Source organism: Glutamicibacter sp. NPDC087661, from assembly GCF_044743275.1.
In the GTDB taxonomy this organism is placed as follows: Bacteria; Actinomycetota; Actinomycetes; order Actinomycetales; family Micrococcaceae; genus Glutamicibacter.
In genome coordinates this window covers 1,175,440-1,189,594 of the sequence record NZ_JBIUWE010000001.1, presented here as the reverse complement: position 1 = coordinate 1,189,594, position 14,155 = coordinate 1,175,440, and the positions used below count along the sequence as shown (strand labels likewise).

The following is a 14,155-nucleotide window of genomic DNA, read 5'->3' as shown; positions in this document are numbered from 1 at the left end:
GTGGCCAAAGAGGCGGCCACCGCGGATTCGAACGCATCTTCGAAAACGCCGTGGCGCTCGCCGAACGCCGTGGGGGAATCGCCGGGAAGGCTCCAGCCCTTGCTCTTCGGTGCGAAACTTCCTATGGTTCAGGTTATGGGGTACTCTCCCCACACTTGTTGGAGGCGCAGCGCGTCTCCGGTAAAGGACGGCACGTCATGTCGAGCAAATCCCCACGCAAGGGCGAAGCGAAAAAACCAGGCAAGAGCATCAAGGAAAAGCGCGCTGAGAAGCGGCTGAAGCACGCGGAGGTCGCTGTCGATCCGGTGCGCAAAGCTGCCAGATAACCACTGATTGGCATCGGCTCCCGCGCACGGAGCCGGTAAATGAATCGAGTCCCTGCCTACGGCGAATGACGCCGGGCAGGGACTCGAGTATTTTAATTGCCGGTATTCCGGGCGCCGCTTAGGGCAGCTGCGGATCGACCTCGAAGTGCTCGGCCACCTGGGTGATGACCTCATGGGCGCCCTGCAGCGACACCGAGGAGAGGAAGATCGAGTCGTCGACCTGCATGACCTCGCCTTCCAGCTTCTTCCACAACGGGTTGGAGGTGAACTTGTCTTCCTGGGCGCGCGACGCGTCGCCCTCGGCACCTTCCGGGGCCCAGGTGGACTGGAAGATCACTTCGGCGTCGGCCTTCAGGATTTCCTCCGGCGACAGCGGAACGAAGATCGACTCGGTGGTATCCGGGGCATCCTCCGGGCGCGGAATGCCCATGTCCACCATGATCTCGCCGATGAACGAATCGGTGGCGTACAGGCGCGCGGTGTCCTCGCCGGCGAAACGCACCAGCGAGTAAGTGGTCTCGGGCTTCTTCGCCAGGATTTCCTTGCCCACCGCGGCGGCGCGGGCCTCGTAGTCAGCCACGGCCGTTTCCGCCTGCTCCTTCTTGCCCAGGGCCTCGCCCAGCAGCACCACGTTTTCCTTCCAGGTTGGTCCGGTGGACTCGGAGAAGATGGTCGGGGCGATCTTGTTCAGCTGGTCGTACATGGCGCCCTGGCGCACGTCGGCGGAGATGATCACGTCCGGCTCGGTGGCCAGCAACTTTTCCAGATCCGGTTCGGTGATGGTGCCGACGTTCACGGCTTCGTCGGTCTGCTCGGTGATGTCGCCGAGGTACTCGGGGAAGGGGTTGTTGCCCTTGCGGTATTCGGTGTAGGCCACCAGCTCGGCTCCCAGCAGCATGGCGGCATCCACGTAGGAAGGGTCCAGTGCGGCGACGCGCAGCGGGCGTTCGGCCAGCTCGGTGGTGCCGCGGAAGTGCTTGATGGCCGCCGGGAAGCTGGAATCGGCTTCCGCGGTGGCGGCGGTTTCTGCCGGCTCGGTGCTCGGGGAGGAGCTGGCGCAGGAGGACAGGGCCAGGGCGGCCGCGGCCAGGGCGGCGCTCAGGGCGAGAATGCGGGGAGTGTGCATGCGAGTGCTTTCCATGAAGGTGATTGACTAATTAGCGCATGATGTATTTTTGCTTGCCCCACTTAGGCAAGGGTAAGCTTAGCGCGCGAGAAGAACAGTAGCATGGATCCGGCCGTCCCGGTCAAGATCCTGCGACATCATTGCTTCGCATATCCTGCACGCACCCGCCGCGCACTCCGCGGCCCGAGAAAGGCCACCGACCATCGACCGCACCACACCGCGCATCAGCTCGCTGCTGGCCCTGGCCGCCGGCGTGGGCGCCGCCATCGGGCTCAGCCTGTGGATCGGCAGTACCACCTCCAGCTTCGCCGAGCTGCGCCACGCGCTGCTGGCCCCCGACGGCCAGGTCAGCGACATCGCCATCCGCGAGATCCGCTGGCCGCGCACCGTCACCGCGCTGGCCGCCGGCGCCGCTTTGGGGATGGCCGGCACGCTGATCCAGGGCCACACCCGCAACCCGATCGCCGAACCCGGCCTGCTGGGCATCAACCAGGGCGCGGCCCTGGCCATCGTCTCGGTCGCGGCTTTCTCCGGCCCGCTGCCGGCGTGGACCCAGGCGCTGCTGGCCCTGGGCGGAGCGCTGCTGGCGGCCCTGGTGGTCTTCGGCATCGGGCGCATCGACGGGCGCGGGGGATCGCCCATCACCTTGCTGCTGGTGGGCGCGGCGGTCACCGCGCTCTGCGCCGGAGTGGTCTCGGCCATCGTGCTGCTCAGCGATGCGGCCCTGGAAACCCTGCGCTTCTGGCAGGTCGGCTCCGTGGTCCAAGGCTACGAATCCTTCTTGTCGCTGTGGCCGCTGCTGGTGGCCGGTACCGTGCTGGCGCTGGCCAATGCCCGCGGGCTGAACGCGCTGACCCTGGGCGAGGATTCCGCCCGCAGCCTCGGGGTCACCGCCCTGCATGCCCGCGGGCTGGGGCTGGCGGCGATCGTGGCACTGTCCGGGCTGGCGGTCACCCTGGCCGGGCCGATCGCCTTCCTGGGCCTGCTGGTACCGCATATTTCGCGGCGCATCTTCGGCGCCGACTACCGCTGGGTGATTCCCGGCTCGGCCCTGTGCGGCGCGCTGCTGCTGTGCGTGGCCGATGTGCTCGGCCGCATGCTGGCCCGCCCCGGGGAACTGCCCGTGGGCGTGGTCATCGCGCTGCTCGGCGCGCCCTTCTTCATCTACGTGGCCCGGCGCCGCAAGGCGGTCACCGTATGAGCGCCCCGGCGATCCGCACCCCCGCTTCCGCGGTGCGCGCCCGGCGCGCTGTGGCTACCGGCCTGATCCTGCTGGCCGTGGCCCTCGCGGCCTTCTGCCTGCACCTGGCCATCGGGGGCACCCCGATCGCGCTGGGCGATGTGGTGGCTACGCTCTTCGGCGCGGCCCCGGATCCGCGCACCGAGCTGACGATCATCGAGTTCCGGCTGCCGCGCAGCGTGGCCGCGGTGCTGGCCGGGGCCGGCTTCGGAGTGGCCGGGGCGCTGACCCAGAACGTGGCGCGCAACCCGCTGGCCAGCCCCGACATCCTTGGGGTGACCAACGGAGCGGCCCTGGGCGCGGTGGCCGTGCTGGCCCTGAGCGTGCACGCCGGCGGCCGTTCGGAACTGCTGGTGCACTACGGGCTGCCCATCGCCGCCACCCTGGGCGGCTTGCTGGTCTCCGCCCTGGTCTTCGCGCTGGTCTGGCACAGTTCCCTGGAAAGCAACCGGCTAGTGCTGGTGGGCCTGGGCTTTTCCGGGCTGTGCGCCGCGCTGACCTCCTGGATGCTGACCCTGGGAGAAATCTACAACGCCCAGCAGGCGCTGACCTGGCTGGCCGGGACCATCAACGCGATCTCCTGGGCCGACCTGGCCTTCGCGCCGGCGGTCATCGCGCTGGGACTGGCCGCGGCCGCACTGCTGCGCAACCAGCGCGAGGTGCTGGCGCTGGATTCGGATACCTCCCGCGCGCTGGGCATGAACCTGGGGCGCGACCGGGTCCTGATGCTCGGCATCGCCTCGCTGCTGGCCATTGCCGCGACCGTGATCGCCGGGCCGCTGGCCTTCGTTGCGCTGGCCAGCGGGCATGCCGCGCGGCTGGTGGCCCGCGGCACCATCCCGCCGGTGCCCCATGCCGCGCTGATCGGGGCGATCTTCGTGCTGCTGGCCGACCTGGTTGCGGCCCGGGCTTTCCCGGTGATCCTGCCTGCCGGGGTGGCGACCGCGGTGATTGGCGCCCCGTACCTGATCTTCCTGGTCATCCGCCAGTCCAAGGTCCGCCAACGCGGCTAGCGGCTTATCCACAGTTGGCGATGGCTGCCAGCTCGGTCCTCTGGCCGCGCCCATGATGGGTCCATGGGCATCCACCAGCTAGCCGCAGCGATCCAGGTCCTGCGCGAATCCATCACCGGGTCGCTCCCGCGCGGAGCGACCCAAGTGCTCCTTGAGCTGATGGCTTCCTGCTGCGCGCTGCTGGCCAAGCTCTCCTGCACCCTGCGCGAGTCCGATGACCCGCGGGTGGCGGCGGGGCATGCGCGGCTGATTGAAACGCTCTACCGCTACACCCTGCGGGAGCAATTGCACTGCGCTATCCATCTCGAATCAACCGGCGCCCACCTGCTGGAAGACGATGAGCTGGCGGCCATTTCCGCATCGCGGACCAGCTACGACCGCCCCGCCCGCCAGCATTCAGGCCGCGCCCACTACCAGAACACCGGCGACTTCCTGGCCAGCTGGCTGGGGATCAACGCCCATGAGGGGCAGCACCGGGTGAATGACGCGCACCTGCTCATCGCCCGGCGCCTCATGGATGGCAGCACCGCCGCGCCGCGCTTGTCCCAGCTGGCCAGGCTCTACGCCGAAGCGCCGGACCTGGACCCGCGGCTGATTGCCCGCACGGCCCGCGCACTGGACAAATTCGAGCCGGCTGACACGAGCTTCCAAGGCCGGCCGCTGGAATCGTCCGCCCGCAATGAACAGGGCCAGCTGCTCGATCACCAAGCCGCCGCGCTGCTGCAGGAACCTGACCGTGCCACCCGCGAGACCCAGCTCGCGGCAATGCTTTCCGCTGAGCGCAGGGCACGCAAGCAAACCAGGAACCCGGCACCCGGCATCTATCCGCGAGGCGCCGTGGGCGACTGCGACAAGTACGAGCTCTACATCGCCGGGACCCAGCGCGAGGAATTCCGCTCCACCCTGGCCCAGGCCGATAACCCGCGTACCAAGGCAGGCAAAGCCGCCCGTGCCGCCAAATCCGGTTCAGGCGCTGCCCCTGATGATGGCCAGAACGCCTCAGAGGACCAGCAGGAAGCGGATCCCGGGGCAAATGCCGGGCAATCAGCCACCGACGACCTGTTCAGCAGCAAGGAACCACCACCGCCATGGGCCCAGGACGGGCACGGGGAGGAAGAATCCTTGTCCGGAGCGCAGCAACAACCTGACAAGCTTGTTGATGAGCAGGAAACGCGCGGCGCAGGCGGAGCAGGTGAAGGCCTCCAAACGTCCCTGCTGCTTGGCGATGGGGAGGTTCCGGTGGCCCAGCGCCGGCTCAACGCACTATTGGCCGCGCTGAGAGGGCGCACGGCAGGTGCCGCGCCCAATGGAATCATTCCAAGGATCGGCATCCATATCCAGTTGCGCGATCCGCAGGATCTTGGCGATCCGGCCAAGCTTCGCGCCACCTCCGACCACGGGGTGAAACTCGATTCCGCGGACACCGCACAGCTGATCTGCCAAGGCGAGATCTACCGGGTGGTCTTCGGACCCGATGGGCAACCGCTGGATGTAGGACGCAAGGAACGCTTCTTCACGGATGCAATGAAGCGCGCAATTTTCGCCCGCGACCGCGGATGCATCGTCCCGGGATGCACCGCACCGCCTGAAATGCTCGAATACCATCACGACAACTGGTGGGAACGTGGCGGGTGCACTTCATCGCGCAATGGCAGCTGCCTGTGTCGGAGGCACCACCATGCCATTCATGCAGGATTGCTGACCCTGGTTACCGTTGGGGGACTGGCTCACATCCTGCTGCCCAAGCACCTGGACCCGATGCAGGTACCGCGAAGAAACAGTGTTCCGGTGGCCGCCTGAGCACCCGGAGCCGCGAACTGCTGCACCTGCCGGCGTGGCCAAGATGCTATGGGCGCGAGAGCGCAACTTTCAGTCCGAACCCGATCAGCACTGTCCCGGTGATCCGGTCCATCCAGGACACCGACTTCGCTGAGCCCAGCCAGCGGCCAGCGATCCGAACCCCGTATACCAAGGCCACTGCCCACACCAGGGTCAGTGCAACATGCACCGCCGATAGCCCCATGCCCATGAATAGGGCGTTGGTGCCCGCCGGGGTGAACTGCGGGATCGCGGCGATATAGAAGACGCCGATCTTCGGGTTCAGCACGTTGGTCACCAGCCCGGTCAGGTAGGTTCGATACCTGCTTTGCGATATCGGGACCCGGGTAGTCGTCAACTGCTTTTCCCGCAGGCTCCGGTAGATCATTTGCCCGCCCAGGAACACCAGATAGGCTGCGCCGGCATAGGCCAGCACCTGGTAGGCCAGGGATGAGGCGGCCAGAATTGCCGAAGCTCCCGCGGCCGCGGCCACACCCCAAACGAATACTCCCGTGCAGATCCCCAGCGCCGCCAGCAGCGCTTCACCGCGTCCCCGGGCAATGGCCGATCGCAGGATCAGCGCGGTATCGACACCCGGAATCAACGTCATCAGGGCGGCAACTATACTGAACCCAGCAAGGCGGAAGCAACGGTCATGCACTCAATGCTAGAAGCTGCAGCTGGGCGCAGGCCCCAGGGTGAGCAAGCTCATGATCTTCGCCCGACGCGCGGGGCCAATTAGAGTTGGCCACCGCGCACGCTCTCTGGCATAATTGCAGGGTACTCGATTCGCAGTGGCCCCTCTCTCCGCTATGAGTCCTGTCCTTTTAGAATCCGACCAGTAAGGCCTGCCCCACAGGTGCTAAAAATTGGATTCGACCATGTTGAGAAACAGGAGACCACAAAAGTGGCCGTAAAGATTCGTCTGAAGCGCTTCGGTAAGATGCGCGCACCTTTCTACCGCGTTGTCGTCATGGACTCGCGCGCTAAGCGCGATGGCCGTGCCATCGAGGAGATCGGCAAGTACCACCCAACCGAGAACCCATCGGTTATCGAGATCGATTCGGATCGTGCACAGTACTGGCTGTCCGTTGGCGCTCAGCCAACCGAGCAGGTACACGCACTGCTGAAGATCACCGGTGACTGGCAGAAGTTCAAGGGCATCGATGGCCAGGAAGGCACCTACAAGGTTGCCGAGCCTAAGCCAGTATTCGTTGCTCCTGATAAGGGTTCGGTGATCCTCCCAGAGGCAATCACCAAGAAGGCTGAAAAGCCAGCTGCTGAAGAGGCAGAGGCCGAAGCTACCGAGGCTGAGTAACAGTGCTCGTTGACGCGCTAGACCACTTGGTACGCGGGGTTGTCGAGGAACCGGAAGACGTCAAGGTCGCCTTGAAGTCCACCCGCCGCGGCGACCTGCTCGAAGTACGTGTGAACCCTGAAGATCTCGGTCGTGTGATCGGACGCCAGGGACGCACCGCGCGAGCACTGCGCACCGTGATGGCAGCGTTGGCCAAGGAGCCGGTACGTGTCGATGTAATCGATACCGACCGTCGCCGAGGCTAAGCAACTTAGAGGTCTGGCTTTTAAGTTGGCTTCGAAACGAAAGGAGTTTCCGTCCTAACTAGTGACGGAAACTCCTTTCGTGTTTACCCCCTAGAATTTCCATTCCAGTCTCCCGGCACACGCCACGGAACACAGTGCAGAAAGAGCAGCAGACTATGCGATTGCAGGTTGCCCGCATCGGCAAGCCCCACGGCATCCGTGGCGAAGTCACCGCCCAGGTCATGACCGACACCCCGGAAGAGCGCTTCACCGCTGGCGAAGAACTCATCGTCGTCGACGGCCCGGTCAAGACGCTGACCATCGAGAATGCTCGCTGGAACAAGACCATCCTGCTGCTCTCCTTCAAGGAAATCGCCGATCGCAACCAGGCTGAAACCCTGCGCGGGGCGCGCCTGGAGATTGAAGTTTCCGACGAGCCGGAAGATGACTCGGACGAATGGTACGAGCATGAACTGCTGGACCTGAAGGTCATGCTCGATGGCGAGCAGGTCGGCGTCATCACCGCACTGCGCACCAATCCCGCCCAGGACCTGCTGGTCTTCGAAGACGCTGACGGCCAGGAGATCTACCTTCCTTTCGTCGACGAATTCGTCCCAGAGGTCGATCCGGAAGCCGGCATCGTGGTCATCACCCCGCCGGCAGGCCTGCTGACCTTGAACAGCGATGAAGAAAGCAGCGACGAAGAGGGAAAAAAGTAAGCCATGCGTCTTGACGTCATCTCGATTTTCCCTGAGTACCTCCAGCCGCTCTCGCTGTCGCTGATCGGCCGCGCCGCGGAAGACGGCATCCTGGATCTGAACGTCACCAACCTGCGCGACTTCACCGCCGACAAGCACCGCAAGGTCGACGACACCCCATACGGTGGCGGCGCCGGCATGGTGATGATGCCAGAACCATGGGGACAGGCACTGGATGCGGTGCGTCCAGCCGATGCTGGCGGCCCCAAGCCAACCCTGATCGTCCCATCGCCTGCAGGCACCGTGTTCAACCAGCAGATGGCCTATGACCTCGCCGAGGAAGAGCACCTGGTCTTCGCCTGCGGCCGCTACGAAGGCATTGATGAGCGCGTCATCGAATACGCGCACGAGAACTTCAACGTCATCCCCGTATCCATCGGCGATTACGTGCTCAACGGGGGAGAAGTGGCCGTGATGGTGATGGTGGAGGCCATCGCCCGGCTGATCCCAGGGGTCATCGGCAACCCGGAATCGCTGGTAGAAGAATCCCACTCTGATGTTCTGCTGGAATACCCGGTGTACACCAAGCCGGCTTCCTGGCGCGGCCGCGATGTCCCCGAAGTGCTGCTCGGTGGCAACCACCAGCGGGTGGGACGGTTCCGCCGGGATGAGCAGATCAAGCGCACCGCAGCGCGTCGCCCTGACCTGATCACCCAGCTGGATGCCGAGAGCCTGAACCGCAGGGACCGCGATGCCCTGTGGCACAGCGGATTCGCGCTCGTTGACGGTGCCATAACCCCCAAGTCCGAATTGGACTGGGCTACCGGCGCTGGCACCGAGAGCGACTAAGAGGCCAAAATCACTCGAAAGCCATTTCGGGCAAACTCGCATCGGCTTCGCTGATACGGCATAATTGTTTCTTGGTGTGTTTTTGTTCGACTCCTGCCGCAGGGGGAAGTTCGAGCCACAGAAGACCGCCGCACCGTTTGCTAGAGGCAATCGGTGGTACAACGTTCCGGGGATTTCACTGGTTTCGACCGGTGTCGGGCCCCGCTACGAGGATTCGGTGACCTACGGCATTGATCCTAGGAGATGCACTATGCATATTCTTGACTCTGTTAACGCAGCCTCGCTGCGCTCCGACGTTCCAGCCTTCGGCCCAGGCGACACCCTGAAGGTTCACGTCAACATCATCGAAGGCAAGAACTCCCGTGTTCAGGTCTTCCAGGGCTACGTCCTTGGTCGCCAGGGCCAGGGTGTTGGCGAGACCTTCACCGTTCGCAAGGTTTCCTTCGGCACCGGTGTTGAGCGTACCTTCCCAGTCCACTCCCCAATCATCGACAAGATTGAGGTTGTGACCAAGGGTGACGTTCGTCGTGCAAAGCTGTACTACATGCGCGATCGTCACGGCAAGGCTGCTCGCATCCGCGAGAAGCGCGACTTCAGCGCAAAGAAGTAATCTGCGTTCTTCAATGAACCGGATTGCACGCACTGAGCGGGCAACAATGAAGCGCCGGGCCTTTTCATGGGCCTGGCGCTTCGCTGTACTCGCCATCATTCTTGGTCTGCTGGCCGCCATCGTCATTCGCGCCACCCTGATCGACGTCTTCCATATCGAGTCCAACTCCATGGAATCCACGCTCAACCCTGGCCAGAGCATCGCCGTAGACCGCCGCGCTTACTCGGATGCCGAACCGCAACGCGGAGACATCATCGTCTTCGATGGCCGCGGCTCGTTCCTGCCCTACGCCAAGGCCAGCTTCGCTGATGATCTGCTGGGGGCGTTCAGCCTCACCGGCAGCAGCAATAAGTACGTCAAGCGCGTCATTGGCGTTGGGGGAGACACCGTGGAATGCTGCAGCGCCGATGGGCTACTGCTCGTCAACGGCGAGCCTGCAGACGAGCAGTACATCTTCGCCGGGGATGCTCCGAGCGACCAGAAATTTTCCGTAGAAGTGCCAGTTGGCCGCTTGTGGGTCATGGGCGATCACCGCTCCACTTCCAAGGATTCGCGGGCATTGCTGGGCGCAAGCGGCGGCGGAATGATCAGCGTCGAGCGCGTCACCGGCAAAGCGACCGAGGTGATTTGGCCGCTCGATCAGCGTTCAGTAATCAGGTGACACGCCGTAGCAACCGGCGATTTGGATAGCGCCAGATGGGTAGAACTACCCATCTGGCGCTATTTTTCTAGGTTAATGGAATTAATTCGGATGGATTTCCATCCCACCCGATTTGCTGTGCAATTCGTGTGTAAATTTCGCGACAACACTCAGGATCCACCAAGCTGACTAGGGATTAGAAAGAGAAGTCCAATCTTAAACCAATACTACTGGCACGTAAGTTGTAACCAAGCTCGATGAGGGTAGAGCTATTTGACTAGGTGAAACGGGTTCCGGAATTTATATTTTTGTTGGATTCGATGGTTGAAAAGCTGTGTCGGAACCAAGTATTGTTTCATTTTGGTAACAACACCTGTGCTTACGCGCGCGCCCTTAGGTAAGGGGACGCGCGGGCACTCGCACCATAAATCTGGGAGAAGCATTAATGCCACATCCAAAAAAGAAGACTGCGCAACGCGGCATCGTTGCAGCAGCCGCGACCGCCTTGGTGGTCGGCTCTAGCTTCATGCCTGCCGCAGCGGCGCCAACGGCCTCCGAATCGCCGTCTGCGTCCGCTACGGCAAGCGAGAAGCCTTTGGCCAGCGAAACCGCTCTGGACACCGAGGGGCTCGACAAGGCTATTGAGAAGGACCTCAATAAGTCCGTTGAAGAGTACGTCAAGGACGGGGAGACCAGCGACGCTGCTTCCAAAGTCCGCGACGAACTGAATGCGAAAGGCATTGACGCCACTGCCTCGGTGAAGGACGGCAAAGCCGAGATCACCGTAAGCAAGAAGGACGCTGCCAAGGCCAAGGAGATCGTCCAGGCTAGTGCAGCTCCGGCTCCTATCGTGGTGACCGAAGTTGACTCGCAGGTCAAGACCGTAGACAAGGTCTACACCGAGCTCTTGGCCAACATCGAGCCGAAGGAACTGAAGCGCATCACCGCTATCCTTCAGACCAACGATGGCTTGAAGATCTATGCAAAGGGCTTCGACGAGAAGGAAGCTGCGGACGACCTGAAGTCCAAGTCCGCTGGCTCCCTGCCTGAGAAGCTGACCGTTGAGCAGTTCGTCAGCGAAGCTACGCACGTTGACGGTGTAGAAAGCTCGGGTGTTGCCAAGACCACCGCCGCAGAGGATATTTACGGCGCCTTGGGTTACGCAATGGACAAGTCCGGCGCACCTACTAGCACGTCGACCGTCTGCTCGCTCGGATTCACCGCGTGGACCGCAGAGGGCGAAGATGCCATCATCTCGGCTGGGCACTGCTCGGAAGATGGCGCCACCAGGATTTTGGGCCTTGCCGAACAGTCGGTTCCAGGCCAATCGCCAACGCTGGGTGCCGAGCTGGGTACTTTTGGATTCAACCAGTTCGGTGGTCCGGGTAATTCGGGCCTATCCGCCGAAGAACTGGACTCCATGACCGAGGAAGAGTTCAATAACCTGGAACCAGGCACGGACATCTCGGTGATCGATAACATCAATCCTGCGCTGAACTTGCACGCTGCTGTGTCCGAATGGGCTGACGGCAAGGAACCTCGCGACGAAGTTATCAACGTGACTGGCACGACCAAGGCACTAGTTGGGTCGGAAGCTTGCTCTTCGGGTCGTACGACCGGTTGGAGCTGCTCCCCGATTATCGGTGAAGGCGTCTTCTTCGTTGGTGGCTCGGATAAGACCTACCGTTCAGTTGCTGGCTATGTCGCTGAAAATCCTGGCCAGAGCGTGCTTGACCAGGGTGACTCCGGTGGCCCAATGCTCGTAGGCAGCAAGGCGGCAGGCATCAACTCGGCCAACGCCGCAGGTGAAGACCTGAAGGAAAACACCGCTGATGACATCGCCATGTACACCTCGCTCGATGATGTCTTCGACAAGGGCTACATTGATGGCTACACGCTGAAATTCCATATCAATACCCCTGCCATCACGGTGGAAAACGGTACTGAAGTTGAACCTGGTGAAGCAATCACCGGTACCCTTGCCAATGCTCCGGCTGGCACCATCATCCGTGTGGTCGTTGACGGCAAGCTCTACAAGAAGGTTGAGCTGGACGCTAAAGGAAACTTCTCGTTCCCAGCCCCGGAAGAACCAGGAAAGTTTGCGTTCAGCGTTGTGGCCAAGAACGGCTTCAACACCTCTGAGCGGGTCAACGCCAACGTCGTGATCGTTGCTGCGCCGACTCCAACTCCAACTCCAACTCCAACCGAGGAACCAACCGAGGAACCGACTGAGGAGCCTACCGAGGAACCGACTGAGGAGCCTACCGAGGAACCGACTGAGGAACCAACTACGGAGCCTTCCGAGGAACCAACTACTGAGCCTTCCGAGAGCACCTCGCCATCGCCTTCCGAAGAAGAAAGCGACAAGCCTTCCGAGAGCACCTCGCCATCGCCTTCCGAGGACGAAAGCGACAAGCCATCGGAGAGCACCTCTCCTTCCGCTTCGGAGGACGACGACAAGTCGGAAGCTCCGAAGGACCAGAAGGACGACGAGCCAAGCAAGTCTGCAACTCCAAAGGAAACTCCTAAGAAGGACGATCCTTTGGCGGATACCGGTTCGAACAGCGTTCCGCTGATCGCCGCCGGTGGCGCAATGGCCCTGGCCGGTGCGGCATTCCTGCTGTTCCGCCGCAACGCACGTCGCCACGGCTAAGGGATTCTGTTCCGGCGGGACTGGGTCCTGCTGAAAATGCCCCGCTACTTGAGAACAAGTAGCGGGGCATTTTTACTTGGCACACATGTAGTTCCTTGGTTGCTCTACGATTTCGGCACTAGTCTCAAAGCTAAGATCGTTGCGGCAACGTGAATATCACCGAGGTGTAAATTATGAATTTCAACGCTAGAACTTCACGCACGCCAATCATGCTGGCCTCTACTGCCGCCATGGCTGCCCTATTGCTAACCGGCTGCGGCCAGGGCACCGATCCAGGTGCGCAGGCTACGGCCAGCGCCACGGGATCGGAATCCTCGCAGCAAACAGAAAACTCGAGCGGGAACACCGTGGATCAAGACGCACTGCTCCAGACCAATGACCAGCTCTCCGAAGCCTTGGGCGATGAATACGTCCAGGGTTGGATCAAGGACGGGCAGCTGAATGTTTCGACGACCAGCGAAGAGCAGCTATCCGCTATTGAAGAAGCCGGGGCCATCGGGCACCTAGTCCGATTCAGCAGCGAGGAGCTTCGTTCGGCGATTTCCGAAATCATGAAGTGGCAGGGCAAGCAGGAAAACCCCGTGCGCACTGCCATCCATGCATACACGCTGAATCCTGAAACGGGCGGCATCACCCTGTCGGTGGACAAGAGCCAGCTGGACGAAGTCCAAAAGCTGATTGAAGCTGAGAAGCCCATCGGCGAAATCCCCGTGGACTACAAGCAGAGCGGTGGCATCATGTCGCCTGCTGCCACCCAGTAGCCCGCAGTCCGCTTGTACGGACGCACCAATGGCCAGGCCCGGCGACGGACCTGGCCATTGGTGCGTTTCTGGGCAACTGGCCGTGGCTATGCAATGATCCGTTGCGCCTGGCAAGACACGTAAGATGGGGATTACACGCGACAATGGAAGGTACTAATCGAATCGTGAGCGCAGCATCAGCAGAGACTCCTCCAAGCAGGGGACCCCTATACAAAATATGGCGCTTCGTCCGCGAGATTGTCATCATCATCGCGATCGCGCTGTTGCTCTCGTTCGTGATCAAGACCTTCTTCTTCCGTGCCTACTACATCCCATCAGGCTCCATGGAGCATACCCTCGAGGTCAACGACCGGATTTTCGCCAACCTCATGGTTCCCGGGCCGTTCGAGCTGGAACGTGGCGACGTCGTCGTCTTCCGCGATGACCAGGAATGGCTGCCACCGCTGACCGAGTACCCCACCGCGTTCCAGAATGCGCTCTCCTTTGTCGGCGTGCTGCCAGCGGCTGATGAGCAGTACCTGGTCAAGCGCATCATCGGCATGCCCGGTGACACCGTGGAATGCTGCACCGCGGAAGGCGCCATCACGATCAACGGCGAGCCCATTGACGAGCCGTACATCTTTGACGGCGACAGCCCGTCAGACATGGAATTCAAGGCGACCGTCCCAGAAGGAAAAATCTGGGTGATGGGTGATCACCGAGGTGCCAGCGCGGATTCCCGCTTCCACGCCGATCGCCAGGGCGGTTTCGTCGACCTCGAATCCGTCCAGGGCCGCGCTTCGGTGATCTCTTGGCCAACCTCGCGCTGGGGCATCGTCGACTCGCACGAAGAAGTCTTCGCCAACGTCCCGCACGCAGTGGCGAAGTAGGGGCACCGCC

15 protein-coding genes are annotated in these 14,155 nt (G+C 62.2%); 13 read left to right on the top strand and 2 right to left on the bottom strand.

Annotated features, from left to right (window positions below):
* The first annotated feature begins 197 nt into the window (after window positions 1-197).
* Entirely contained in the window at window positions 198-326 is a 129-nt protein-coding gene (locus tag ACIOTN_RS05685) for a hypothetical protein (RefSeq protein ID WP_286134218.1), read from the top strand.
* Window positions 327-444: 118 nt separating this feature from the next.
* Here the strand turns inward: ACIOTN_RS05685 and ACIOTN_RS05680 are convergent, their stop codons facing one another.
* Window positions 445-1,452 (bottom strand): ABC transporter substrate-binding protein, encoded by a 1,008-nt coding sequence (locus ACIOTN_RS05680; RefSeq protein WP_402734891.1) that lies wholly within the window; start codon window positions 1,450-1,452, stop codon window positions 445-447.
* 253 nt (window positions 1,453-1,705) lie between these two features.
* On the opposite strand from ACIOTN_RS05680, the gene ACIOTN_RS05675 reads away from it, so the two are divergent.
* The 3 genes from ACIOTN_RS05675 (at window position 1,706) to ACIOTN_RS05665 (ending at window position 5,505) form a co-directional block, all read left to right on the top strand.
* Window positions 1,706-2,653 (top strand): FecCD family ABC transporter permease, encoded by a 948-nt coding sequence (locus tag ACIOTN_RS05675; protein WP_402734890.1) that lies wholly within the window; start codon window positions 1,706-1,708, stop codon window positions 2,651-2,653.
* Window positions 2,650-3,705: a FecCD family ABC transporter permease gene (locus ACIOTN_RS05670; RefSeq protein WP_402734889.1), complete on the top strand. Its 1,056-nt coding sequence runs from the start codon at window positions 2,650-2,652 to the stop codon at window positions 3,703-3,705. The genes ACIOTN_RS05675 and ACIOTN_RS05670 overlap by 4 nt, the downstream gene beginning before the upstream one ends.
* Before the next feature lie 63 nt (window positions 3,706-3,768).
* On the top strand, window positions 3,769-5,505 hold the full coding sequence (locus ACIOTN_RS05665; RefSeq protein ID WP_402734888.1) for a hypothetical protein: 1,737 nt from the start codon (window positions 3,769-3,771) through the stop codon (window positions 5,503-5,505).
* Window positions 5,506-5,551: 46 nt separating this feature from the next.
* Here ACIOTN_RS05665 and ACIOTN_RS05660 read toward each other — a convergent pair whose 3' ends face one another.
* Complete coding sequence (locus ACIOTN_RS05660) at window positions 5,552-6,133, bottom strand: LysE family translocator (protein WP_402734887.1); 582 nt, start codon at window positions 6,131-6,133, stop codon at window positions 5,552-5,554.
* A gap of 297 nt (window positions 6,134-6,430) precedes the next feature.
* On the opposite strand from ACIOTN_RS05660, the gene rpsP reads away from it, so the two are divergent.
* The 9 genes from rpsP to lepB (ACIOTN_RS05615) all read left to right on the top strand — a co-directional run bounded on the left by rpsP (window position 6,431) and on the right by lepB (ACIOTN_RS05615) (window position 14,145).
* Window positions 6,431-6,841, top strand: a complete 411-nt coding sequence (gene rpsP, locus ACIOTN_RS05655; RefSeq protein WP_402734886.1) for a 30S ribosomal protein S16 — start codon at window positions 6,431-6,433, stop codon at window positions 6,839-6,841.
* 2 nt (window positions 6,842-6,843) lie between these two features.
* Entirely contained in the window at window positions 6,844-7,086 is a 243-nt protein-coding gene (locus ACIOTN_RS05650) for an RNA-binding protein (RefSeq protein ID WP_038991490.1), read from the top strand.
* Window positions 7,087-7,241: 155 nt separating this feature from the next.
* A complete protein-coding gene (rimM, locus tag ACIOTN_RS05645; protein WP_402734885.1) occupies window positions 7,242-7,784 on the top strand; it encodes a ribosome maturation factor RimM in 543 nt (180 codons plus the stop codon).
* 3 nt (window positions 7,785-7,787) lie between these two features.
* Window positions 7,788-8,612, top strand: coding sequence for a tRNA (guanosine(37)-N1)-methyltransferase TrmD (trmD, locus tag ACIOTN_RS05640; protein WP_402734884.1), 825 nt, complete (start codon window positions 7,788-7,790; stop codon window positions 8,610-8,612).
* A 250-nt stretch (window positions 8,613-8,862) separates the two neighbouring features.
* Window positions 8,863-9,222, top strand: a complete 360-nt coding sequence (gene rplS / locus ACIOTN_RS05635) for a 50S ribosomal protein L19 (RefSeq protein WP_105657733.1) — start codon at window positions 8,863-8,865, stop codon at window positions 9,220-9,222.
* A 13-nt stretch (window positions 9,223-9,235) separates the two neighbouring features.
* Window positions 9,236-9,883 carry a signal peptidase I gene (gene lepB / locus ACIOTN_RS05630; protein ID WP_402734883.1) on the top strand — a complete coding sequence of 216 codons (648 nt, stop codon included), beginning with the start codon at window positions 9,236-9,238 and terminating at the stop codon, window positions 9,881-9,883.
* Window positions 9,884-10,307: 424 nt separating this feature from the next.
* Complete coding sequence (locus ACIOTN_RS05625; protein ID WP_402734882.1) at window positions 10,308-12,515, top strand: S1 family peptidase; 2,208 nt, start codon at window positions 10,308-10,310, stop codon at window positions 12,513-12,515.
* 173 nt (window positions 12,516-12,688) lie between these two features.
* The gene (locus tag ACIOTN_RS05620; protein ID WP_402734881.1) at window positions 12,689-13,276 is read left to right on the top strand and encodes a hypothetical protein; all 588 of its coding nucleotides are present in this window, start codon (window positions 12,689-12,691) and stop codon (window positions 13,274-13,276) included.
* 164 nt (window positions 13,277-13,440) lie between these two features.
* Window positions 13,441-14,145, top strand: a complete 705-nt coding sequence (gene lepB / locus ACIOTN_RS05615) for a signal peptidase I (protein WP_286134539.1) — start codon at window positions 13,441-13,443, stop codon at window positions 14,143-14,145.
* Window positions 14,146-14,155: the final 10 nt, after the last annotated feature.